The following is a 22,870-nucleotide window of genomic DNA, read 5'->3' on the forward strand; positions in this document are numbered from 1 at the left end:
GGCAGGATCGGTCAGCGGCGGGTCCGCGTTCGAGGGCCGTCGTGGTCGGTCCGGGTGGATGCGTCAGGTGATGAGGCGGCGCAGGTGGGCCTGGGACCAGGACCGGGCCGCGCCCGGCGCCGCCCCGGCCACGCTGGCCGAGGCGATGCACCGGGTGGCGGCGCTCGGCGACGAGCGGATCGGAGTGCTCCCGACGGCCGAGCCCGGTGCGCTGCCGCAGCTCCCGGCGGCGCTGGCCGGCTGCGCAATGACCGGCGGCATCCTCCTCGCCGGGGCGCCCAGGACCGATCTGGCCCGGCTGGAGGCGCTCTGCCGGGCGGCCGAACTGCGGCTCGGCGCGGTGACCGTGGGCGCCGACCCGGGCCATGCCTGGGGCCGTGCCCTGCGGCGGGCCGCGGCGGCCCGCGCCGGCCGGGTCGGCCTTGGCGGCCCCGGCGGGCGGCCGGCGGAGATGTCGGCCGCAAGCTGGTCGGCGGACCCGCAGGCCCGGCACTGGTGGACCACGCTGACCGACCGGCTGGGCGTCCGCGCCGAGCTGCGGGTGGCCCCGCTCGCCCCGGATGCGGCGGCCTTCCACGCCCTGGTGCTCGGCGCCGGCGGCCGACTGCTGGCCGAGGCGGTGGAGGCCACCGCGGCGGACGCCGCCGCCTTCGCCGCCCTGGCCGCCACCGCCGGGGTGCAGGCCGCACCGCACCGGCCCGCGCACGGTCCGGTCGGCAGTACGGTCGGCGGCCCGGTCGGCGACCCGATCGGCGCGGACGACGACCCGGGCGCCGGCCCGGTCGCCTGCTCGGGCGGCGCCGCCGCGGCGCTCGCCACCGCCGGTGTCCGCCGGGCCGGCTGGGAGGACCGCGGCTGGACGACCGGCTGGCTCGCCGACGTCGCCTCCCGGGAACCGGAGTTGCAGACCGTCCTGCGCCGGCTGGCCGGCCTGCGCCCCGCGCCCTGGGCGCCGGCCGGCCCGGACGCCCGCACCGTCGCCACCGCCCTGAACGGCGCCGGGTTCACCGTCCTGCCCGCGCCCGGAGGCCCGCGATGACCGGTGCACCGCCCCCGTCCGTCCCCGCCCCGTCCGTCCTTGCCCCGTCCGTCCTTGCCCCGTCCGTTCTCGCCCCGCTCGGTCTGCCGGTGCTGGACGCGCCGGCCGCCCTGGCCGCCGGCACCGGCACCGCCGTCGTGCTGCTGGAATCCTGGACACTCGGCCTGGCCGAGGAGTTGAGCCGGCACGCGCTGGCCCACCCCGTGCGCCTGGTCCCGGTGCGCCAGGACGGCTCGCTGACCGTGGTCGGCCCGGTGCTGGCGCCGGGCTCGGCGGCCTGCCTGAGCTGCACCGAGTACCAGCGGCTGGCCACCACGGGCGGCCGGGTGCCCTGGCAGAGCCCGACGCTGACGCTGACCGGGGTGGGCTCACCGGCCCTGGCCGAGGCGGTCGGACTGCTCGCCGCGGAACTGGCCGGCGGCGAGCCCGCCGACGGCACGGTGCACCTGGTGCACACCGGCCGGGCCACCTGGTCCACCCACCGGATCCGCCCGGTCGGCGGCTGCCCGGTCTGCCGGCCGCTGCCTCCCGACACCGCTGCGGCCGCCCGGCTGCCGTACCTGCCGCGGCCGCTGCCGGACCCGGCGGTACTGCGCGGTGCCAACTCCCGTACGAGCGGCGGCGCGCTGCGCGCGCAGCTGCACGACGAACGGTTCGGGCCGGTGCGCCGGCTGGTCAGGTCGGAGGACTCGGCCGCCGGCCTGACCACCGCCCACGTCACCGACGGCCGGCTGGTGGACGACGGCGGCTACGGCCGCGGCGCGGACTTCGCGGCCAGCGAGCGGATCGCCCTGTTCGAGGCGGTGGAACGGTTCGCGGGCATGCGCCCGACCGGCCGCCGGACGGTGCTGCGCTCCTCGTTCGCCGCGCTGGGCGCCGAGCGCGCGCTCGACCCGCAGCGGCTCGGCCTGCCCGACCCGCGCCACCACGGGCACCCCGTCTCACGCACCGTGCCGTACACCCCGGACCTGGAGCTCGACTGGGTGCACGGCTGGTCGCTCACCCACGGCCGCCCGGTCGCCGTACCCGAGCACGTGGCCTACTGGGACGTGCCCGGCGCCGACCGGCCACGCGTGGTCTACGAGTCCTCGAACGGCTGCGGGCTCGGCAACAGCCCCCAGGAGGCCGCGCTGTACGGGCTGTTCGAGGTGGCCGAGCGGGACGCCTTCCTGATGGCCTGGTACACCGCCACCCCGCTGCCGCGGATCACCGTGCCGGCCGGCGACCCCGAGGTGGCGCAGCTCGCCGACCGGGCGGAGCTGGCCGGGTACCGGCTGCGCCTGCTGGACGCCACCAACGACTTCGGCATCCCGGCGGTCCTCGCGCTCTGCCGCTACACGGGCGAGCACCCGGACGCGCCGCGGGTGTTCCTGGCTGCCGGGGCGCACCACGACCCGCGCGCCGCGGTCCGCTCCGCGGTCGCGGAGGTGGTCACCAACGTGCACGAATCGGCGCAGCGGGCACTGGCCCCCGGCGGGCCGCGCGCCCCGGAGCGGCTGCGGCCGATGCTGGAGCGGCCCGAGCTGGTGCGCTCGCTGGACGACCACGTCGGCCTCAACACCCTGCCCGAGGCGGGCGAGCGGCTGGACTTCCTGTTCGCGGACACCCCGGAGCGCGACCTGCGGCAGGCCTGGCCCGGGGCGCCCGAGCCGGTGGCCGACCTGACCGAGCTGCTCGTCGCCACCGTGCGGCGGCTGGCCGGCGAAGGCCTGGAGGTGATCGCGGTGATCCAGGACGAGCCCGGTGTGCGGGACGGGCTCGGCCTGCACTGCGTGAAGGTGGTGGTGCCCGGCTCGCTGCCGATGACGTTCGGGCACGTGAACCACCGCACCCGCGGCCTGCCCCGGCTGCTGGAGGTTCCGTACCGGCTCGGACGAACCCAACGGCCGCTGCGGTACGACGAGTTGACGATCCATCCGCACCCCTTCCCGTGAGCCCGTGAACCGTGCCGACCGCCCGGAGCACCCTCGCCGGCACCCCGCCGACACCCTCGGTGGCCGGCCCGACCCCCGAGGACCTGACGTGACGGACCGACCCGCCGCCGACCCGGCCACCATCGACCCGGCCGCCCCCGACCCCGCCGGCTGGCACAGCCTGCACCTCTTCCTGCACAGCGGCACCGAGGGCACCGACGCCTTCCTCACCGAGGACCTGGCGCCGCTGCTGGACGCCCTGGTGGCCACCGGCCAGGCCGCCGCCTGGTTCTTCATCCGCTACGGCGAGGGCGGCCCGCACCTGCGGATCCGGGTGCGCGCCGTGGACCCGGAGGCGGCGGCCGGGCTGCCGGCGACCCTGGCGAAACTGGCCGGAGCCCGCCCGGCGGTGGAAGGTACGTGGCCGTCGCGGCACGGCGAGGTCCGCGAGGTGCCGTACGAGCCGGAGACCGAGCGCTACGGCGGGCCGCTCGCGCTGCCGGTGGCCGAGCAGGTCTTCACCGTCTCCTCCCAGGTGGCGGTCCGGGCGCTGCGCGAGCAGCCGCGCGGGGCCCGGCGGCTGGCGCTGGCGGCCGACCTGGCCCACACCACCGCCGCCGCGCTCGGCCTGGACCGGCTGGCGGCCGCCCAGTGGCTGCGCCGGCACGCGGCGAGCTGGCGGTGGATCACCGAGGTCACCCTGCTGCCCGGCGCGGTGGTGCACGCCAAGGTCAACTCGGTGTACGCGGGGCAGCACGAGGCCCTGGCACAGCGGGCCCGGGCCCTGCACGAGGCGCTGGCGGACGGCAGTGCGGCGCCCTGGCTGGCGGACTGGGCCCGGGAGGTGCGGGCCTCGGAGGTGCGGCTGCCCTGGGTGTGGGCCTCCCAGTTGCACATGCTGTTCAACCGGCTCGGGATCACCCCCGACGAGGAGCGGGCCGTCTGCCGGCTGGCCGCGCGGACCATGCTGGACGCGGGCGAACCGCCGTCGTTCTTCCCGGCCGGGCACCGGGCGCCGGACCGCCAGTACCTGGAGCGCAGCAAGTTCCAGGTCGGCCGGCCCGAGGACACCGCGCTGCGGTCGCTGCCGGCGGGGCCCGCTCCGATGGCCTCCGCCGCCGAACTCCCGCTGCCCGCCGACCCGTTGCCGGACGTCCCGCTCGCCGCCGTGCTGGGCGCGCGGACCTCCGCGCGCGGGCCGCTGACCGGCCCGCTGGGTGCCCGCACCCTGGGCACCCTGCTCTGGGGGTCGCACGCGCAGAGCCACCGCTCCGAGCAGCCGCTCGCCGACGGCACCGTCCGCCCGCTGGTGCACCGCCCGTACCCGAGCGCGGGGGCGCTGTACACGGCCCGGCTGCGGCTGCTCGCGCTCGACATCGAGGGCCTGCCGGCGGGCACCTACCAGTGCGTTCCCGAGCGCCGGACGCTGCGGCCGCTCGGCCCGGCCCCGACCACCGAGGAGATCAAGGCCCTCTCCTCCTACCTCACCCGCGCCCCCGAGGACCCGGACGGGATCGCCATCGACCGGGCCCCCGCCGTGCTCGCCCTCTACCTCGACCTCGGCCTGCTGCGCCGCCGGTACGGCCTGCGGGCCCTGCGGCTGGGCCTGCTGGAGGCCGGCCACCTCGCCCAGACCCTGCTGCTGACCGCCACCGCCCTCGGCCTGGGCACCACACCACTGGGCGGCTTCCACGACGACCTGGCGCACGAACTGCTCGGCCTGGACGACCTCGACCAGCCGCTGCAGTACCTGCTGCCGCTGGGGGTCGTCTGACCGTCGAGGGCCGCGGCCCGCCGGCCAGCGTGCGAAGCTGCGGATCGTCATGCGGGCCGCCGCCGAGCACCTCACCTCCGTCACCCTGGAACTGGGCGGCAAGTCCCCGGTCTTCGTCGACCGCGGCACCGATCTCGACGCGGTCGCGGACCGGCTGGCCCGCGGCAAGTTCCTGAACGCCGGGCAGACCTGCATCGCTCCGGACAACGTGCTGACCGATCCGCAGACCGCCGCCGCCCTCGAGCCCGCCCTCACGCGCGCCGTCGAAGGTCTCTGCGGAACCGATCCTGCGACGTCCGGCGAGTACGGACGGATCGTCAACGAGCGGCACGTCGACCGCCTGACCGGCCTGCTCGGCTCCGGCCGCGTCGTGGTGGGCGAGTCGTAGTCGCTCGGGTACCTGTCGGCCGGCTACCTGAGCACAACGTGACGCCGCGCCGTTCGAGGAGTTGCACGATCTCCTCGAAGTACGAGAGCCGACCCTCCGGATCCTCCACGACGTCCGCCGGTGCGCGGTGTGCAACGTCGGAGTCGTGCCAGGTCAGGGTGAAGGGCGGGGTCACTCCGAATCCACCGCACAGGCAGTCCCTGAAGGCGTTCCACTCCCGGCCGAAGTAGCGGCCAGGTCCGAGCAAAGCCTCGGCGATCGCGCAGTGCAGCCCGGGGACGTCCGTGACGAACCGGCCGTCGAGGTGGTACTCGCCGCCGGAGTGGTCCGGTCGATCGGGCGCGCAGCGCGATGCCGGCGGTAGTAGGACCAGGTGACGGCACCGAGCAGCGGGCCCCAGGCGACCAGGGGAAGGTAGAGCAGTCCGGCGATGGTGCTGCCGAGGGCGGTCATGCCGGGGTGCGGGACGGCCCACCACAGCACGAACGGAGTCCAGAGGACGGTCAGGACGACGGCACCCAGGCCGGCTGGGACGACGGCGGCCTGCGGGTGGACCCGTCGGCCGGCGAGGAACGGCACCCACCGCGGGAGGACCTCCCCCCAGGGCCGGACCAGGCCGAGCGTGAGCAACGCGAGCGCCTCGGTGACCACGCTGAGGCCGGCCACGTAGGCTGCACCCCAACCGGTGACGCCCAACGCCCGGTATCCGGCCTCGGTGTATCCGCCCGGGTAGCCGGCCACCAGCAGGAGGCGCCAGATCCCCGCAGGCAGCGCGGTGAGTGCGGCACCGTGCGCGGCCCGCACCGCCCAGCGCGGTGCCGGCGAAACAGCGGACCGGGGTGGAGTGGTAGTCATGTGCATATCCTTCCGGCACGCCGCTCCCACCACGTCGCACCCGGGTCGGGCCTTACGGGCCGCCCCCGGGAGGAGCACCGTTCACCCGCCTCACCCTCCAGGAGGACGGCCCCCATCCCTCATCGACCGCAGGGACGATCGGGCGGGTTCACGCAACGGCTTCACGGGTCAGCGGGAAGAGGCTGTCGCTCGCCGCCGGTCCCGGCCACGGAACCCGCAACGCAGGCTGGGAGGTTGCGGGCGCCGCCCGGCGCCCGGTCCGCGTGGCCGCTGCCACCGGATCGGCCGGTGTGTTGCGGGCCGCCGGCGTCCGCCGGGCGACACGGCACGAGCGCGGCGAGGCGCGCCCGCACCTCGGCCTCCCGTGGGTCTGCGAGTGCCTGGTAGATCGACCACGCCTGGAGCCAGACCTGCCGGGCCTGCCGTGGCCGGTTCTGGATGTCCAGGCAGGCGCCGAGTTGGTGCAGGGCGTGTGCGCTGCCGGCGCGCATCCCGGTGCGCTCGTGCAGTCGGAGAGCCTGCTGGTAGCACTCCTGTGCCCGCGCGTGATCACCCAGTTCCCGGTGGGCGGTGCCGAGCAGGGTGCACACGGATGCCTCCAGCCACAGTGAGCCGTTGGCGTGGTGCAGTGCGCGTGCCAGGGCCAGCGGTTCCAGTGCCGCCTCTGCCCGGCCCTGCGCCAGGTACCCTTCGCCGACCCCGCTGAGCGCCTGTGCCGTGCCCCAGGAGCAGTTGGCCGCCCGGAACAGTCCCAGCGCACGTTCCACCTGCCCGGCCGCCTCCGCGCTTCGGCCCTGCCGCATGCAGGACATCGCGTGGGCGAGCAGCGCCATCCCCTCGCCCTCACCGTCCCCGGCGGCGCCGAAGCAGCTGATCGCCTGCCGGTAGTGCACGTCGGCAGCCGCGTGCTGACGTAGACCCGCACGGGCACTGGCCAGGACGACCTCCACGCACGCCTCGGCCACGGGGTCGCCCTGCCCGGCGAGCGCCGCCCGGGCGGCTTGCCCGGCCTCCAGCTGTTCATGGTGGTGATGGCGCAGGAACCGGAAGCCCCACAGCGCGTAGGGCAGCTGCCACGCGGCCGGGCTCCGGGCCGCCCGCGCCTGCCGGGCACAGGCCACCAGGTTCTCCCGTTCCCGCTCGCACCACTGCAACGCCTGCGCGGCGGATCCGAAGGCCGGCGCCTGGCACCCTTCGGGCAGGGGATCGATCGGCACCCGGTGGCGCCCGCGCCCCAGCAGCTGATCCGCCGCGGCCTCCGCCGCGTGCAGATACCAGGCGACCACGCGCTCACGCGCACCCCGAAGCGTCTGCGCCTGCTGCGCGCCGGCACACTCCAGCGCGAACTCGCGCAGCAGGTCGTGCATCCGGTACCGACCCGGCGACACCTCGGCCACCAGGTGCGCGGCGTACAGCTCACCGAACAGCCGGGAAGCCTCAGTTGCCGACACCCCCCACAGGGCCGCGGCCGCGGCCGTCCCCGACACCGCACCCGGATGCAGTGCCAGCAAGTCGAACGCCCGGGAGAGTTCACCGTTCAGCGTCCGGTAGGACCAGGCGAACACCGACCGCACCGCCGTCTCGGCCTCGCCCGGCACGGACAGGACCTCCAGCCGGCGCCCGTCGGCCTCCAGCTCCCGGGCCAGCGTGCACACGAACGCCGGACCCCGTTCGGCCAGCCGCTCGGCGGCGATCTGCAACGCCAGCGGAAGATAGGCGCAACGCCGCGCGATCACCGCCAACGCCGCCTCGTCCACCGTCTCCCATCCGGCCGCCCGCCGCTCGAGGACACCGCGCAAGAGCAGCACGGCCTCGTCCGCCGCCAACGGCTCCAGGGTCAGACGCATCGCACCGTGGCGCACGCTCAGACCCGTCAGCCGCCGACGGCTCGTGACCAGGACCAGGCTGCCGCCCGTCCCGGGCAGCAGCGGCGCGACCTGGCTCGCCCGCTCCGCGTCGTCGAGCACGACGACGACCCGACGCTGCGCCAGCACACTGCGCAGCAGGGCCGTCCGCCCGGCCGGGCCGAGCACCAGGTCCTGCGGCGGTGTGCCCAGCGCCCGAAGGAGCCCGGCAGCCACCTCGCCCGGCTGTGACGGCTCACCGGCCGGGCTGTGCGTGTGCAGGTCGGCGAAGAGCACCCCGTCCGGGTAGGACGGGCTCACCCGCCGGGCCAGCCAGAGGGCGAACGTCGTCTTCCCGGCCCCGGCCATCCCGTCCACCGCGACCACCGCCGGACCGTCCTGGTGCGCCACGAGTGCCTCAAGGCGGGCAAGCTCCGCGTCCCGGCCCCACATCCGGCCGACGGCCGGCAGCTGGGCCGGGACCGGCGGTCGGCGTACCGGTGCCGGGTGCGGGTTCTGCGGCCCGTCGGGCAGTGCCGGAGCCCGACGGCCGGCCACGCCGGTTGTCTGACTGCCCGACAGGGCCGGTCGCTCCGGGAGTGTTTCGCGAGCGGTGAGGTCATCGGTGTCCCGCGGCGGGGAGGGGAGGCTGTGGGCCGGTACCCGGGTGTTCGGTCGTGGGCGCGGCCGGCCGAGGCGGGCGGCGCTCTCCAGCTCCGCGGCTGCCTGCGGTGACAGGCTCAGGGCGCCGGCCAGGGCCTGAACGGTGCGGCGTTGCGGTCCGCGGGAGCGGCCGCGCTCCATATCTGCCAGCGCCCGCACGCTCACTCCCGAGACAGCCGCCAGCTCTTCGCGGCTGAGCGCGGCGTGCGCGCGCAGGTCCAGCAGCCGCATCCCGAATTCCCCCACTGCCGACACGGCAGGGCCCATGACCTGATCCCCCGTCGTCGCGGCCCGGCCCCGGTGGGTGAGCTTCCCGGTAGAAGTATGACGGATCAACAGTTCTGCCGGTCACACTGCCTGGTCCCGCCCGGCCCGCGGTGTTCTGCTGGATCCGGCACACGGCGGGGCCGGTCGCCCGCGCGGGAGCGTGGGCGCCGTGACCGGGCCGGCCCGTGCGGGCCTCGACCTGCGCCACGCCCGCTGCGCGAACCCGCCTCGGGCAGGCGCAGGTGGACGGGCCGGGGGCCCGGCCGGGGCCCCGGCGAGCAGGTATCCGTCGCTCGCCGTCACCGCCGGCAACCGACGCGCCCAACGCGCGGGTCCTCCCAGTCGCGGAGAACTGCGGAGATCTTGGCGGTGTCGTTGAAGTAGTTGACGGGGCCTTCCCAACCCACTGTAGTGCTCTGACCGCATACGTTCACCAGGTTGGCGATGGCAACGCCTCAGGCGGTTGGATGTGGGCCGACATCCGATCCAGTGCAGGGAGGTGCGGTGGCAGAGCCGGTCAAGGTGCGGAGGCTGACCGACCAGGAGGGCCAGCAGTTACAGCGGATCGTGCGTCGGGGCAGTACAAACTCGGTGCGCTACCGGCGGGCGATGATGCTTCTGGCCTCGGCCGGCGGCAACCGTGTCCCCGTAATCGCCCGGCTGGTCCAGGCCGACGAGGACACGGTGCGGGACGTGCTCCACAAATTCAACGAGATCGGCCTGGCCTGTCTGGACCCTCAGTGGGCGGGAGGCCGTCCCCGCCTTCTCAGCCCTGACGACGAGGACTTCCTCGTCAAGACGGCCACCACCCGCCCGGCCAAGCTCGGGCAGCCCTTCACCCGCTGGTCGATCCGCAAACTCCTCGCCTACCTGCGCCGGGTCCATGGCCGGGTGATCCGCATCGGCCGAGAAGCCCTGCGCTGCCTACTCGCCCGACGAGGCGTCACCTTCCAGCGCACCAAGACGTGGAAGGAGTCCACCGACCCCGACTACGACGCCAAGCTCGACCGGATCGAGCACGTCCTGGACCGCTTCCCGGACCGCACGTTCGCGTTCGACGAGTTCGGCCCGCTCGGTATCCGCCCCACCGCTGGGACGTGCTGGGCCGAACAGGGCAGGCCCGATCGCCTGCCGGCGACCTACAAGCGCACCCACGGCGTGACCTACTTCCACGGCTGTTACTCGGTCGGCGACGACACACTCTGGGGTGTCAACCGCCGGCGCAAGGGCACCGCGAACACCCTGGCCGCGCTCAGGTCAATCCGGGCCGCGCGGCCGGACGGCGCCCCGGTCTACGTGATCCTGGACAACCTCTCCGCCCACAACGGCAAGAGGATCCTGCGCTGGGCGAAAAACAACAACGTCCATCTGTGCTTCACCCCGACCAACACCTCCTGGGCGAACCCGATCGAGGCACACCTCGGACCGCTGCGGCAGTTCACGCTCGCCAACTCGAACCATCCGAATCACACGGTCCACCCGCGAACTGCACCGCTACCTCCGCTGGCGCAACGCCAACGCCCACCACCCCGACGTCCTGGCCGCCCAACGCAAGGCGCGCCCGCGTCCGCAGCGAGAAGGGCATCCGCTGGGGCGGACGGCCTCATGAACCTGCGGCCTGACCACTCAATTCGAGGAAGCTGCCGGACCGGACATCAGGTCCGACCGCAGCGGCGGGGCCTGCCTTGTAATCGCGGCAGCCGGCAGCAGATTGTCCAGTTCCGCGCCAGGGTCCTCAGCGACGACGACGCCAGCCGTCTGAACGTCGAAGCCGACCGGCCAGATCGTGAGATCGCTCGCCAGCGCGCTTTCCAGTTTCGCCTGCCGCAGGTCGGCGCCGCTGAGGTCGCTGCCTCGGAGGTCAGCCAGCCGCAGGTCCGCACCGGCGAATACAGCGCCATGGGCACAGGCCTTGCGCAGGTTCGCCTCCCGCAGGTCCGCGCCGGAGAAGTCCGCCTCGCGCAAGTCAGCCTTGACGAGGCGTGCGCCACGCAGATCAGCTTCGACACAACGAACCTGGCGGAGGATCGAGGTTCCGAGTTCGGCGTGCCGCAGGTTGGCCGCGATCAGTGACGCCCCGCTCAGATTGACCTGGTAGACGCTGGCGGCTTCCAGGCACGCGCCATCGAGATTGATTCCGTTCATCCACAGGCCGTCGCAGTCGGCCCGACGCAGGTCAGTGAAGCTGACGTTGAGCCACTCGGGGCGACGTTCCTGGCCCAGGACGCCGAGGCAGGTCAGCGCAGTCTGAGCGTCCGCGGCACGGGTCTCGAGCGGGCGCACCGAGTTGATGGACACGTCCGCCGCCGGGGCTCCGGGCTCCTGAGGCGGCCATGGCAGGTGCGTCCGCAGATACGCCGCCATGATCGAGATGACCGCACCATGGTCGTGAACGGAATGGTCCGCGATCCGCCACAGTGCGTAGATGCCCCCGATCCGCACGTCCAGCTTGTCGCTGCCGAGCTGGTCCACGGCCCGGCTGAAGCGATCGGTGATGTGCCCCTCCCGGGTCGCGGTCAACCCGTCCTGGCTGACGCGCAACTGCCGCCAGGTGGCGTAGGCGCCGAACAGGACCACCGCGCCGCCGACCGCTTGCAGGAGCGTGGTGCGCACGTTGTTCACCGCGTTCAAACGGTCCGCTGCGGCGAGCTGGGCGCCCGCGAGGTCATGGTCCACGACCAGCCCCGGAAGAATCAGGAGCACAACAGCCAGTACGACAAGCACAGCCAGTACGGCCAACGCCACAGCGACGGTACGTGGCGGACGCCAGCGGCGGCCACTAACAGATCCCCCCATAGCCATGGAATCATAGGGCAAGGCCGAAGCCGGTGAACCTATGCGGTCAGAGCAGTAGTCAGTGTGTCCGCTCCGCGCTCGGAGGGCACGAGTCCGATCCTCATACGCGGATGCTTCCGGAGCAGGAATTCGGCGTAGCCGGCAGCGGAGGCGTCGGCGTCGGCCACCCGGATGGCCCGGGCGGTGGGCGGCCCGCCCTGGCTACGAATGTAGGAGGCGAGGTCGGCCTCCGCGCCAGCCCATGTCCACGCTGCGGTAAGGAACGCCTGCGGGTCGTGGTCGCGTGGTCGGGACTTCCCCGCGGGGAACAGCTCGCCCGAGCCCCACGGCCTGAACTCCTCGCTGTCATGGTGGAGGTCCGCCAGCAGCAACGGCCACAGGCCCGAGAAGCGATGGGCGGCATGAAGCTCGGACCACAGACCTGCCGGCGCCGGTCCATCGCTCATCCACATCACGGGCGTTGGCCCGTCGCCCTCGTCCGGAAGGACCGTTCGGCCCGCTGGGATCGGTACCGCCAGCGTCCGACCGGTTGTCGGGCCAGCGGGAAACAGCTCAGCCAGGTGAGGGGGAAAGGGCTCGTGCTTGGTCACGCAGGGACCGTACACCGCAGGTCCGACGACAAACCCGTGTGCAGGACCCCTTCAGAGGGTGTTCTGTGAGCGTCGGCGGTTCTCGTAGTGCTTGAAGGCGGGTTGTCCGGTTCTGGGCTTCGCAGTCAGCCGGAAAGTGACGACCAGGATCGTCACGCACTCAACGGGGGCACACGGCCCCGCACTCCTGGCCGAGGACCAACCACCCTATACAGCAGAGCAGTTGATACTCCGGACACGTCCCTCAACCGTCCAGGGGCCCCGCTCGCCACGCCCTCGCACCGGCAGCATCGCCGTCAGGGGCCGGTGGCGATCGGGAGTTCTTACTGCACCTGCATCATTCCTAATGTCACTCTGTGTACGTCCTATTGGGCAGGTGGCGGGCGCAGCCCCGGCGATCGATACTGAATATTGAAGTCCACTGACGGCTACGTTCCGTGGCCGATAAGAATCCCTGCGGTCCAAGCCGAGGCATCCCAAGGGAAGGAAGATCATGAGCGCGAAGCTGAACGAAGTAGTGGAGCGGGCGATTCGAGATCCACTATACGCAGAAGAGCTGAAGGCAAAGGCGCTCCAAGCCTCAAGAGGGGGATTTTATTCAAGCGATTTCGACGAATTGTTGGGAGAGTTTGCGACTGGGCCTGCAGACCTGGCACGAATGAAGGGGAAGGGAGGAAGTCAAGACCTCCCGGGGCATACGACGACCACGACCACGACCACGACCACGACGACGTGGTCCACCCCGGCCTGCACGACCACCACCATTACCACCACCACGACAGTCTTCGAAGCCCCGGAAAGGTAAAAAATGTCGCCCGGCCACACGTCAGCCTCTCGGGCCCCTGTAGCTATCAGCTACCATCAGCGTTCGGACCGGCTCGAGAGGCGATGGCGAAAAGCTTGCGATGCTTATCTTCCAGTGGTCCCCGCGGATTCGATCTGGCGGCTCAGCCGCGAAAGCCATCCAGCCGATCCCGATCAGGGCTGGAAGCTGCATATTTCTGCCACCATCCTGACAGCCAATCGAGTCCTATCCACCGCAGCGCCAGAATTGATGGGCTGCGGGGTGCTGTTCAAGGCACCGCGCAGCCTCGCCGAACTCCTGAAGCTCAACAGCGGATTCCCCTACGGTGTGAGCCAGGTCGGAAAGTTCATGACTGTGTACCCGAGAGGCAGCGATGAGGCCGCCGACCTGGCATCTCGGCTCGATGCCCTGACCCGGGGAATTCCAGGACCCTGTATTCCGTTCGAGCGGCCATACCGACAGGGGAGCCGAGTATTCTATCGATACGGATCCTTCCAAGCACTTCAAGCAAAATTTGGCTCGGAGGTTCTTCCGGCCTTGCGGGGGCCGGACGGCGACTTGGTCCCCGATGTACGAACCGATCCATTTTTTGATCCCTCCTGGTGTCCGAATCCCTTCCCGCCCCGGTCCACATCAGAGCGTCCGAAAAGTCACTTCGGGAGTAGATATCTTGCATATGAACCGATAATGCAGCGCGGAAAGGGTGGCGTCTACAAGGCGCTCGACATGGCCGAAACACCCTTGCGGCGGTGCATAGTGAAGGAGGGGCGCTGCCAAGGAGAAACCTGGTGGGACGGCAGAGATGGCAAGGCGCTGATGCTGGCAGAATCCCACGCGCTCGAAGAACTTGCCGACGCCGGAGTCAACGTACCAAAAATCATCGAGATGTTCGAGGAGCAGCGAAATCTATACCTCGTCCTCGAACATCTCGGCGAACGCACCGTCGAAGATTTGTTACGAGACGCGGTTACACTGCCCGTCGAGGCCGCAATAGGCCTGGCCGCAACCGTTGCGGAATGTGTGGCCGAGGTGCATGAGGCGGGCTGGGCCTGGCGGGACATCAAGCCTCGTAATGTCATGATTGACGACTCTGGCGTGCTTCACCCCATTGACTTCGAAGGGGCATGCAGGTCCGATGCACGGAACCTTCCGCCCTGGGGAAGTGAAGGGTATGTTGCACCCGAATGGCTTGATCCAATGGCCGATCATGTTGAAGCAGACTTGTTCGCACTCGGCGTCACCTGCTACCAAATTCTTGCCGGTGCACGATCCTTCGGTTTGACTGTCGGACACGTCAGGGAAGTTCCGATCGGTCGACGGCGGCACGGCATACCGGAGGATGTTCGGCGGCTGGTCTCTTCGCTGCTGGGATCCGACCCGGATCTCCGGCCCTCGGCGCGAACGGCTGCGGAAGTGTTGAGCCCATTCAAAGCGCCCGCCGACAGGTTGACGGCTACGCTCTCGACAGGTGAATGACGGCAGGCTCCCCAGCGGTCGAAAGAGATTGTTCGAGAGAGATTTTTGAAGTGTCGACCGTTCCGCCGGAGGGCCCTGGGGCGCTTCAAGGCTCGATGATCATGTAAGTCCACCGGTCGGGCGGCGGAGTGCAGGCCCGGCCGGGCCGTCACGGATACATCGAAGCCCGGGGTGAACGGGGTGATGTCCCAAGTCGCCCACGCCGGGCGCGCGGTGTGCACCACCCGAAGGTGGCAGTGCTGCCGGTCACCGCCTGGGCGGGGGTCGCCGGCGCGCGCTCGTCCGCGGCAACCGGCCGGTACGCGCCCGCGCCTCCAGGGGTGGCCGGTTCCGGGTCCTCACAACTGCGCGGCAATCAGTTCGGCTGCGAGGACTGGCACGGGGAAGCCTCCGACCGCAGGTGTGCGCGCTGGGCGGCGGCTTCGGGGCCGGGGTCGCCGCCCGGGGGCGGGCGGTGATCAGGGAGCCTGTACCGCGGCCGGTGCTGGTCACCGGGTCGTTCTCCTGTCCCGGCAGCGGTGGTAATCACTACGACCGGGCGGGCGGTACCGGGAGGGACGCGGGGCCCCGGGGGGTTACGCCGGGAGGCGGACGGATGTGCAGGTCCGCGTGGACGGCAGTTCCGAGAGGATCCGTGACAGCGCCTCACCGGCAGGCGAGAGACAGCAGACCAGAGCCGTGCAGCGGGGCGGCCTCATCGCATCACATCGCCTGACCCCGTCCGGGTGGCGGGGGTTTCGAGTCACTCGGGTCGGCCCTTCCCACGTCGTCCACCAGTATCTCCTCGGCGGAAGCAGCCTTCCCCTGCAAGTGGGTGAGGTTGCTCCGGGTGGTCAGGGTGTCGGGGTGGTCCGGGCCGAGGACCCGAAACCGGTCCTTCAGAAGGTCGCGGTAGGCGGCGGCCGCGCCAGCCGGGCCTCCCCCCGCCAGAAGGCGAGACTGCCTCGGACTGCCAGGGTGTCGGGGTGGTTCGGCCCCACGAGCCGTTGCATGGCCGCCAGAATGCCGGCGAGGGAGGTGGCCGCTCCGGTCGCGTCACCCGATTCTCCCTGCCACCGGGCCAGGATGCTGTACGTGACCAGGGTGTCGGGGTGGAACGGACCCAGACGATCGCGAGTAGTGGCAGCCAGGCGCTGCTGGTACTCGGTTGTCGCGGTGACCTGGCCACTTGCGCCGAGGCTGTTACCCAGGGGCGTTTCAAAGTCCCGTTGATCACGTAGATGGCCAGGTCAGAGGATGTCCAGCAGGTCGAGCGGCCGGTTGAAGGGGTCGTAGGAGACGTGGCGGAGGCCGGCGGCGATGTTGCGGTGCCCGTGCCGTCGGAGTGTGTTGATCGCCAGGTTGCGCAGGCTCGCCATGTTCTCGGGGCCGTGCCCGGTGCGGATCTTCGAGATGTTCTCGCCGAAGGTGGTGTCGCGGACGAAGTGGAGCCGGTTCTCGATCGTCCACTGCGACCTGGCGAGCCGGCCGAGTCGCTGGGGCGAGGCCTGATGCGAGGTCAGATCAGTGATCGCGTAGATCGTCTGGCGGCTGCATCGACCGCTCGCGAGGTCGGTGCGGTGTCGCAGGATCCGCACGGCCTGGACGGCGTGGGGGAAGTCCAGACCGAGGTCGGTGACGGTGAGGGCTCTGGTCGCCCGGGTCTCCCTGCGACCGTGGCCGATCTCGCGGTCGTAGCGGCGCGCGGTGACATCCTTCCACGGCAGTGACCGCAGGCGACGGTGGAGTTCGGGCTGGTTGGCCTTGACCACCAGCAGGTAGTGGGCCTTCTTCTCCTCCACCAGGAAGCGCGCGTGGCCGCGCTGGGTGTGCAGGGCATCCGCGGTGACGGTGACCCCGGTCAGGTCGAAAGGCTCAAGCAGCGCGGCGAAGCAGGTGATCTCGTTGGTCTTGTCGGGAACCCGCAGCTGGGAGATGGTCCGGCCGTCGGCGGTCATCGCGGCAAGGAGATGAGCGGCCGGCATCTCGCCGTTGCGTGAGCCGCGTGCGCTCTTGCCGTCCACCGCCACGGTCTCAGTTCCGGCCGGTCGGCGCCGGTGAGCTCGGCCAGCCCGCCCGGACAGGCCAAGGTCAGCACGCAGCGGATCGTCGCCCTGCTCGGCGGCACCCGCACACCGAGGACTCCGACGGCTCGTGCGCCGAGCCGGGCCAGGGTGTGCTGCGGCGCGGACCCGGCCCACTGCCCGATCGCCGCATACGAGCGGGCGCCGGCCAGGACCGCGGAAGCAGCGATCAGCACCACGCTCACGAACGGGTGACGTCTCCCGCGCCGCCCCCGCGGATCAGCCAGGCCACGCAACCGCTCCGCCAGACCGATCGCCGTGTCGTGCTGACGAACGGGCGGCTTGGCGAGGCAGACGGTGGCAGACTGGCGGCACATCGAGGCTCCGGTACAGGGCGACTTGGCAAGGTCACCCCTTCAACCGGGGCCTCGTTGCGTTGGCAACGGGCCGACCAGCCCGCATCACACCGCCGTGACCAGCAACTTCCGTGATCACCGGGACTTTGAAACGCCCCTGACCGTCGGCCTCCGAGAATCTGCGAACCCCTTCACTTCCCTCTTCGACGTCCTCGCCGACGGCGATCAGGACCTGACCGGCCAGTCCTACCTGCAGTGCCGCCGCCGGCTCGAGCAGCTGCCCCTCGCACACCCGCGGATCATGGTCCCGCCCGCATGGATCGGCGACGCCGACGCCGCCCTGCGCTTCACCACGGACCACCACCTGGAGGGCGTCGTCGCCAAGGCCCTCGCCTCCCCCTGCCGCCCGGACGCCGGGACCCCGCCTGGCAGAAGCTGCGCCGCACCACCGCCGCCGACCTGCTGATCGGCGGATGGATCCCGGCAGGCCACGCTCTCACCGCCGTCAAAGCTGTGCTCGTCGGCCAGCGGACCGCCGACGGCCGGATCCTCTACTGCGGGGCAGTCGGCAGCGGGTTCACCCAGCACGAACGGGCCGACCTCGCCGGCCTCCTACGCGGAAGGCTCACCACGACGACCCCGTTCGCCGGCCCGGCCGGCCGCGCTTGCGGGGCACTGTTCGTCAGGCCAGACCGCGCCTGCGAGATCGAATTCCTCGGCCACCGCCGGGGCGGGGCTCGGTGCCGGGCCGGTCTCAGGTGAGGTGGTCGGCGACGATGTCGGCGAACTCCTCGGGGGTCAGGAGGCGGATGCCGAGCTCTTCGGCCTTCGCCCGCTTGGAGCCGGCCTACTCGCCTGGCACCAGCAGGGTGGTGCGCTTGGAGACGGAGGAGGATGCCTTGCCTCCCGCCGTCTCGATCAGCTCGTTGACCTCGTTGCGTGACAGGCCGTCCAGCGGGCTCCCCGCCATGCTTCCGGTGACCACCACGCTCTCGCCGGCCAGCGGACCGCCCGGGCCGCCCTCGGGCGCGTCGGTCGTGGCAGCTGCGGCCGGCTCGGTGACCGCCGTGCCGACGTTCTGCGCGAGCGGCTTGTCCAGCACCGGCGCGACGTCGGCCAGCTCCGCGACGATCACCTTGGCCTTCTCCACACCGATGCCGAGAACCTCCGCCAGCGCGTCGGCGTCGGCCGCCCGGATGGCGGCCATCGACCCGAAGTGGGCGGCGATCCGGCGCGACATCGTGCGCCCGGTGCCGCGGATACCGAGCGCGCAGAACACCCGGTTCAGCGGGGCGCTGCGGGCGGTTCGGCCCGGCGGTCGTTCGCCTCGATCCGGGCCCACAACCATCACAGCGTCCACCGGGCGGTCCGGTGGATCTCTCCCGCCTACCACCTGAAGTAGCAATACCCCCGGAGTCTCCCCCACCCGAGACTCGAGCGCGCTTGATCCAAAAACTGGTCCGCCATCTGCCGCACGATACGGACGCCACCCAGCCGTAGGCCGACACGAACAGCACCGCGGCGGTCTGCGCCAGGCTCACCGCGCCCGGGCCCGGCGGCCCTGGAGCCACAGGCGGGTGAGCGGGCGGGTGAGGTCGGCCCGTCGAGGCACCCCGGCGGAAAGCGTCCAAGCGGGCGGCGGCCGCGCCCGCCGCCATCCATCAGCTTGCTCGGGGCCCGCTGCGCGTCGCCCGGCTGCTCGGTGGTCCGGCGCAGACGGCCGTAGGACGTCGGAAACGGGGGTGGTGCTCACCGGAGAAACATCGAACGCACGCTCCACCCTCGGCGAGCCCGTCTCCGGCCGCAGCAGCTGTCCGCGCAGGTCAGGGGCGCCGGAACGCGATAGCAGTCAGTTGAACGGGATGCCTGTGACCAGTCCCGGCAGGCCCGCATCAGGCGCCCGTGACCAGCCGGAGGACCGCCCCCCATCACCGCGGCGCCCGGAGCTCGCCGACGGCGCACGGGAGTTCATCATGGTGGCGCCGGCCGCGGACCGCATGACAGACGTGCAGCGGCCCGAAGCTGCCGTGACACGAGGACGCGGCGGTTTCGCTGCGGCTGGACGGGTGTAGTTCGGCACCTGACTCCGGCGGCCTCCGACCGAAGCGGCGCGCCGCCGGGTTACATGGGCCTGCGCCTCGGCTCGGGGCGTCCCGGCGTCCTCCACGGCCCCGGATCCGACGAACGAAAGAGCACCATGGCAGAGCGCGACCCCGGCAGCCGCACTGGCCGCAACCAGCTGATCCGCGGGCTCGCCACTGCCGTGCTCGCAGCCGCCATGTTGGTGGGCTCGGCGGGACCCGGATACGGAACCCGCGCGGCCACACCGGCGCCCGGCGCACAGTTCACGCCGTTGACGGCGGCGGTGATGACCGAACCGACGCCGTTCGTCGCCACGGACGGCAGGACGCACCTCTCGTACGAACTGCTCACCACGAGCACACTGTCCAGCAGCACGCCGTTGCGGCTCGACCGTGTCGACGTCCGGGACGCCCGCAGCGGGCGGGTCATCGGCTCGCTGAGCGGGCAGCCACTGGCCGACGCCGCCAATCCGGTCGGAGACCCCCTACCGGGTGCGGATGGGTACACCCCGCCGCCCCCTGCACCGACGCCGACCGTCATCCAGGGCTCCCAGCAGTGGGTCGTCTGGCTCGACCTGGTCCTCGACCGCGGTCGGCCGGCGCCCAAGGTCCTCGAACACCATCTCTCGGGTGCCGTCCTGACCCCCTCCGGCCCCACCCCCTTCGAGGAGACGGTGCAGGCCACCCCGACCGCCCGCACCGCGCCGTTGAACCTGGGCCCACCGGTCCGCCCCGGCACCTGGTACTCCAGCGAGTCGTGCTGCGGCAACACCCACCACCGGCGCGGCCTCGCCCCGATCAACGGCCGCCTCGATGTGCCGCAGCGCTTCGCGATCGACTGGTACCGGATCGGCGAGCAAGGGCAGGCCTGGGAAGGCGACCCCGCGCAGCTGACCAGCTACCTGAGCTACCGTCAGCCGGTCGTGGCCTCGGCCGGCGGAAGAGTGGTGGAGGTCCAGGACGGAATCGCGGACAACCCGCCACCCGTCACGCCGCCCGCTCCGCCGATCGAGGAGACCGTCGGCAACCACGTCACCCTGGAGGTCGCGCCGGGCCGCTACCTGCTCTACGCCCACCTGCAGGCCGGCTCGCTCGAAGTACGGGAGGGTGACCGGGTCGAATCCGGCCAGGTCCTCGGGCTGATCGGTAACAGCGGCAACTCCACCACGCCGCACCTGCACTTCCAGGTGATGACCACGGCCGAGTCCTTCCCGACCGACAGCCCGCCGTTCACCTTCCGGGAGTTCCACGTGCTGGGGCAGGTCGAACCCCGGATCTGGGACGACAACCTGGGCCTGCAGCCGACCGGCGTCCTGCCGATCACGCCCTCACCCTATGAGGGCACTCACCACGCCCGGTATCCACTCGACCGCGAGGTTCTGAACTTCTGACCGGACTCCGGGTACCGAGGGCCCCGCACCGTGGGCCTGACGGCCGCCGAGGCCCAGAGCAGCTCCGGCGAGGTCCGGTCTGCCACATCCTCATTGTCCCTGTCACCGTCGCTCGCGGCATGTACGCGAGGGCCGGAGGTGCCGATGGGCCCAGGTCCACTCGATGTCGAGGGCCGGTGCGCCGGGTGCTGCAGTGCACCGGCACGCCGGCCTTCACCGAGCTGCGGACGGCCGGGCTCAATGGAAGGTGTCTGTTCCCGAGGTGGAACGCCTCGATCGCCGCGATCGCCGCGGCGATGTGGTTCTCCATGCGTTCGTCATCCCCCGTCAACGCCATGGCAGCCCGGCCGAGGGCGACAGCAGGCGGCCGGCGAATCGAGCCGCGGGGTGGCCGCCACGCCAGGCCGACAGCGTAGGGTGCCCCAGGCCACCGCTGGTCGGCCCGGGCGGTCGAGCCGGTCCAGCCGGTCCAGCCGGTCGAGGCGGATCCGGTGCGCGGTCGCCCGCCGGTTACCGGAAGGGTGGTTCGCTGCCGGTGCCCCGGATCCTCAGTTCCGCGGTACCGGGGCTCCACCCGGTCACCACGAAGGCCGCGGAGGGTCCGTCGACGGCCAACTGCCGGTCGTCGGCATGCCGGACGACCTCGGCGGCTTGCGCGTCGTCCAGGACGATGGAGCCGGCCCAGCTCACGGCGCCACCGGATGCTCCCGCCCCACCGGACGGATCCGGTGCTCCGGGCTCCACCCAGCGATTCAGGCCGGCCTGGCACGTATACCGCGAACCGCCCGCCGACACGGTCGCCGTCCCGCTGTACGTGGTCATGGCGCCAGTGTCACCCGGCACCGGATCGCCGTCCGGCACCGCCACGCGGCCCCCCGCAGAGAACCGGGACGGCGCAGCGCAGCACACCACGACCCACCGCGGCTGCGGGGACGGGGGGTGCCTCTATGTCCTTCCTCAAGCATGTGGTGCCGGTTTTGGTGCTGTTTGAGGTGGTCATGCGGCGAGGGTGACGGCTGGGGTTCGGGATTCGTACAGGGTGCCGTCGTGGAGCATGGCGAACAGGACGCTGATGCGTTGGCGGGCGAGGCGGAGGAGGGCCTGGGCCAGGTCATCAGCGAAGCAGTGTGGGCACAGGCGAGATCCGCATCCCATTCAGGCCGGGAAGCGCCTTCGCCGCGCCGACACTGGTCGGCCACTACGTCATCGACCACGGGTACCACGCCCGCGCCCTTCATCGACGCGGTACTCACGTTCGATCCGAGGTGCTCCTCGTCGGCCGGGTATCCGTGGGTCCACTTCCCCTGGGTCCCCGAGGACGCGGTCCTCGAATCGGTCTGGCCGGCCCGGCGGGACTGCCGCTAGGTGATGCGCCTGGTGATGAGGGTGATTGCCGCCCAGGTGATCAGCGACTCGGATTCGCTGACACCGCGTTTGAGATCTTCCCTGTCACGTGACTGGAGTGCCACCGGAGCGGCCGCCGCGCTGCTAGGAATGGTGTCGGGCAACGTGGCAGATAGGGCACGGGTGGAAGCGTTGCCTCGCCAGCCAAGGGGCCTGGCACGGGGATCAGTCATTCCAGAGTTCGCTGATGTCCGAGCATGGCCGACAACGACACGCTCCGGACAGCACCTACGGACCCTGTGGCAGCCCAGTGGCAGCTCGTGCGGGAGATGAAGGCGAACCGCATCGATAGAGCTCCACCAAGCCCGTGAACCTATGCGGTCAGAGCACGAGGGACGGCGAGCAGCGGGGTGGCGGTGGCCGGGATCTTCAGGGCATGGGTCACGGTCCCATCTCTTCGTTCCCGCAACGCCTACCGGGTTGGAACGCTTGCGGACATGACTGAGCCGACCGAAGCTCCTGTGCCTTTCTCGCCGGCCGACTCCCTTGAGTCCACCCGGCCCGAGGACGAGGCAATCAGCCCAAGGCCACACCGTGAAGCCCGGCAACTGTGGTGGGCACTGTGCGGTTTCACAGCCGGCGCAGCCGCGGTCACCCTGTTGTGGGGCGTGTCCGCCAGTGGATTGCGCCAGCCCGCGCCCAGTACCGCGACGTTCGGCCTCATGGGCACGTTGGCGCTCACAGACGGCGCGGTGGCCACCGATGACGGGTGCGCGGGCCAAGGCGCCGACGGCGACGTTCGCAGAGGAGCGGATGTCACCGTCTACGACGAGGACGGCACGATCGTGGCCCTCGGCGCTCTCGGAGGGGGAACACTCGAAGGAACCGCCGGCTGCCGGTTCACGTTGGGCGTCACCGTGCCGCTGGGACCGCGCTTCTTCCAGATCGAGGTCGGCCGGCGGGACAGGCTGGTGCTGACCGACACGGAAGCACAATCCGGCCGATTCACCCGCACCATCCACTGAGCTTGCCGCCGACACCGACACCACCCCGTGCGACCCGGCAGACACCACCGGGCGCAGCGGGCGGAGCCGAGGCCCGGCGGGCCGGGGATCTGGGGCCGAGGCCTGGCGGGCGCCGCCCGGACAGGCAGCGGGACGGCCCCGCGCCGGGAAGGGCGCGGAGCGGCAGGTCCAGGATCAGTAGGACGGCAGGAGCGACGGCCGACGCGCAGGCGGTGGTGCGGCAGCCTGGCGGCCGGCCGTCGGCGCGGGGGGCGGCCCCC

At 71.7% G+C, this 22,870-nt stretch carries 18 protein-coding genes and 3 pseudogenes; 11 read left to right on the plus strand and 10 right to left on the minus strand.

Annotated elements, in window-relative coordinates:
* Positions 1-70 precede the first annotated feature (70 nt).
* The 4 genes and pseudogenes from AB0D08_RS34485 to AB0D08_RS34500 all read left to right on the plus strand — a co-directional run.
* Positions 71-1,039: a hypothetical protein gene (locus AB0D08_RS34485; protein ID WP_359894195.1), complete on the plus strand. Its 969-nt coding sequence runs from the start codon at positions 71-73 to the stop codon at positions 1,037-1,039.
* Positions 1,036-2,973 (plus strand): TOMM precursor leader peptide-binding protein, encoded by a 1,938-nt coding sequence (locus AB0D08_RS34490; protein WP_359894197.1) that lies wholly within the window; start codon positions 1,036-1,038, stop codon positions 2,971-2,973. The genes AB0D08_RS34485 and AB0D08_RS34490 overlap by 4 nt, the downstream gene beginning before the upstream one ends.
* 88 nt (positions 2,974-3,061) lie before the next feature.
* Positions 3,062-4,726: a thiopeptide-type bacteriocin biosynthesis protein gene (locus AB0D08_RS34495; RefSeq protein ID WP_359894199.1), complete on the plus strand. Its 1,665-nt coding sequence runs from the start codon at positions 3,062-3,064 to the stop codon at positions 4,724-4,726.
* Positions 4,727-4,766: 40 nt separating this feature from the next.
* A pseudogene (locus AB0D08_RS34500) lies at positions 4,767-5,105 on the plus strand (aldehyde dehydrogenase family protein); the annotation flags it as partial.
* Here AB0D08_RS34500 and AB0D08_RS34505 read toward each other — a convergent pair.
* The 3 genes from AB0D08_RS34505 to AB0D08_RS34515 all read right to left on the minus strand — a co-directional run bounded on the left by AB0D08_RS34505 (position 5,044) and on the right by AB0D08_RS34515 (position 8,707).
* Entirely contained in the window at positions 5,044-5,361 is a 318-nt protein-coding gene (locus tag AB0D08_RS34505) for a barstar family protein (RefSeq protein WP_359894201.1), read from the minus strand. The pseudogene AB0D08_RS34500 and the gene AB0D08_RS34505 overlap by 62 nt on opposite strands.
* Positions 5,286-5,969, minus strand: coding sequence for a hypothetical protein (locus AB0D08_RS34510; RefSeq protein ID WP_359894203.1), 684 nt, complete (start codon positions 5,967-5,969; stop codon positions 5,286-5,288). Before AB0D08_RS34510 ends, AB0D08_RS34505 begins: the two co-directional genes overlap by 76 nt.
* Before the next feature lie 161 nt (positions 5,970-6,130).
* Positions 6,131-8,707, minus strand: coding sequence for a tetratricopeptide repeat protein (locus AB0D08_RS34515; RefSeq protein ID WP_359894205.1), 2,577 nt, complete (start codon positions 8,705-8,707; stop codon positions 6,131-6,133).
* A gap of 540 nt (positions 8,708-9,247) precedes the next feature.
* Here AB0D08_RS34515 and AB0D08_RS34520 point away from each other — a divergent pair.
* A pseudogene (locus AB0D08_RS34520) lies at positions 9,248-10,365 on the plus strand (IS630 family transposase).
* A gap of 4 nt (positions 10,366-10,369) precedes the next feature.
* Here AB0D08_RS34520 and AB0D08_RS34525 read toward each other — a convergent pair.
* Both AB0D08_RS34525 and AB0D08_RS34530 read right to left on the minus strand, forming a co-directional pair.
* Positions 10,370-11,545 carry a pentapeptide repeat-containing protein gene (locus AB0D08_RS34525; RefSeq protein ID WP_359894206.1) on the minus strand — a complete coding sequence of 392 codons (1,176 nt, stop codon included), beginning with the start codon at positions 11,543-11,545 and terminating at the stop codon, positions 10,370-10,372.
* Positions 11,546-11,577: 32 nt separating this feature from the next.
* Positions 11,578-12,129, minus strand: a complete 552-nt coding sequence (locus AB0D08_RS34530; RefSeq protein WP_359894208.1) for a hypothetical protein — start codon at positions 12,127-12,129, stop codon at positions 11,578-11,580.
* Positions 12,130-12,622: 493 nt separating this feature from the next.
* On the opposite strand from AB0D08_RS34530, the gene AB0D08_RS34535 reads away from it, so the two are divergent.
* Together AB0D08_RS34535 and AB0D08_RS34540 are read left to right on the plus strand one after the other, a co-directional pair.
* Positions 12,623-12,934, plus strand: coding sequence for a hypothetical protein (locus AB0D08_RS34535; protein WP_359894209.1), 312 nt, complete (start codon positions 12,623-12,625; stop codon positions 12,932-12,934).
* A 114-nt stretch (positions 12,935-13,048) separates the two neighbouring features.
* Entirely contained in the window at positions 13,049-14,410 is a 1,362-nt protein-coding gene (locus tag AB0D08_RS34540) for a protein kinase (RefSeq protein ID WP_359894211.1), read from the plus strand.
* Positions 14,411-15,288: 878 nt separating this feature from the next.
* On the opposite strand, the gene AB0D08_RS34545 is transcribed toward AB0D08_RS34540, so the two are convergent.
* Genes AB0D08_RS34545 through AB0D08_RS34555 form a run of 3 tightly spaced genes read right to left on the minus strand, consistent with a single transcriptional unit; the run spans position 15,289 to position 16,790 of the window.
* Positions 15,289-15,600, minus strand: a complete 312-nt coding sequence (locus AB0D08_RS34545) for a tetratricopeptide repeat protein (RefSeq protein WP_359894225.1) — start codon at positions 15,598-15,600, stop codon at positions 15,289-15,291.
* Positions 15,601-15,639: 39 nt separating this feature from the next.
* Positions 15,640-16,413 carry an ISAs1 family transposase gene (locus tag AB0D08_RS34550; protein WP_359894213.1) on the minus strand — a complete coding sequence of 258 codons (774 nt, stop codon included), beginning with the start codon at positions 16,411-16,413 and terminating at the stop codon, positions 15,640-15,642.
* The gene (locus AB0D08_RS34555) at positions 16,344-16,790 is read right to left on the minus strand and encodes a transposase family protein (protein WP_359894214.1); all 447 of its coding nucleotides are present in this window, start codon (positions 16,788-16,790) and stop codon (positions 16,344-16,346) included. Before AB0D08_RS34555 ends, AB0D08_RS34550 begins: the two co-directional genes overlap by 70 nt.
* A gap of 94 nt (positions 16,791-16,884) precedes the next feature.
* On the opposite strand from AB0D08_RS34555, the gene AB0D08_RS34560 reads away from it, so the two are divergent.
* Together AB0D08_RS34560 and AB0D08_RS34565 are read left to right on the plus strand one after the other, a co-directional pair.
* Complete coding sequence (locus AB0D08_RS34560; RefSeq protein ID WP_359894216.1) at positions 16,885-17,235, plus strand: hypothetical protein; 351 nt, start codon at positions 16,885-16,887, stop codon at positions 17,233-17,235.
* A gap of 47 nt (positions 17,236-17,282) precedes the next feature.
* Entirely contained in the window at positions 17,283-17,531 is a 249-nt protein-coding gene (locus AB0D08_RS34565; protein WP_359894218.1) for a hypothetical protein, read from the plus strand.
* On the opposite strand, the pseudogene AB0D08_RS34570 reads toward AB0D08_RS34565, so the two are convergent.
* Positions 17,524-18,075: pseudogene (locus AB0D08_RS34570) on the minus strand (helix-hairpin-helix domain-containing protein); the annotation flags it as partial. The gene AB0D08_RS34565 and the pseudogene AB0D08_RS34570 sit on opposite strands and share 8 nt — an antisense overlap.
* Before the next feature lie 891 nt (positions 18,076-18,966).
* Here AB0D08_RS34570 and AB0D08_RS34575 point away from each other — a divergent pair.
* Entirely contained in the window at positions 18,967-20,241 is a 1,275-nt protein-coding gene (locus tag AB0D08_RS34575) for a M23 family metallopeptidase (RefSeq protein ID WP_359894219.1), read from the plus strand.
* 510 nt (positions 20,242-20,751) lie between these two features.
* Here the strand turns inward: AB0D08_RS34575 and AB0D08_RS34580 are convergent.
* The gene (locus AB0D08_RS34580) at positions 20,752-20,931 is read right to left on the minus strand and encodes a hypothetical protein (protein WP_359894221.1); all 180 of its coding nucleotides are present in this window, start codon (positions 20,929-20,931) and stop codon (positions 20,752-20,754) included.
* Positions 20,932-22,082: 1,151 nt separating this feature from the next.
* On the opposite strand from AB0D08_RS34580, the gene AB0D08_RS34585 reads away from it, so the two are divergent.
* Positions 22,083-22,610, plus strand: coding sequence for a hypothetical protein (locus AB0D08_RS34585; RefSeq protein WP_359894223.1), 528 nt, complete (start codon positions 22,083-22,085; stop codon positions 22,608-22,610).
* Positions 22,611-22,870: the final 260 nt, after the last annotated feature.

It is taken from the genome of Kitasatospora sp. NPDC048540, from assembly GCF_040651175.1.
GTDB lineage: Bacteria > Actinomycetota > Actinomycetes > Streptomycetales > Streptomycetaceae > Kitasatospora.

Bases quoted from the DNA above. Each gene is read 5' to 3' on its own strand.
- AB0D08_RS34485 (WP_359894195.1), top strand. From the start codon at position 71: ATGAGGCGGCGCAGGTGGGCCTGGGACCAGGACCGGGCCGCGCCCGGC.
- AB0D08_RS34535 (WP_359894209.1), top strand. From the start codon at position 12,623: ATGAGCGCGAAGCTGAACGAAGTAGTGGAGCGGGCGATTCGAGATCCA.
- AB0D08_RS34555 (WP_359894214.1), bottom strand. From the start codon at position 16,790: ATGTGCCGCCAGTCTGCCACCGTCTGCCTCGCCAAGCCGCCCGTTCGT.
- AB0D08_RS34490 (WP_359894197.1), top strand. From the start codon at position 1,036: ATGACCGGTGCACCGCCCCCGTCCGTCCCCGCCCCGTCCGTCCTTGCC.
- AB0D08_RS34510 (WP_359894203.1), bottom strand. From the start codon at position 5,969: ATGACTACCACTCCACCCCGGTCCGCTGTTTCGCCGGCACCGCGCTGG.
- AB0D08_RS34515 (WP_359894205.1), bottom strand. From the start codon at position 8,707: ATGCGGCTGCTGGACCTGCGCGCGCACGCCGCGCTCAGCCGCGAAGAG.
- AB0D08_RS34575 (WP_359894219.1), top strand. From the start codon at position 18,967: ATGGCAGAGCGCGACCCCGGCAGCCGCACTGGCCGCAACCAGCTGATC.
- AB0D08_RS34525 (WP_359894206.1), bottom strand. From the start codon at position 11,545: ATGGCTATGGGGGGATCTGTTAGTGGCCGCCGCTGGCGTCCGCCACGT.
- AB0D08_RS34585 (WP_359894223.1), top strand. From the start codon at position 22,083: ATGACTGAGCCGACCGAAGCTCCTGTGCCTTTCTCGCCGGCCGACTCC.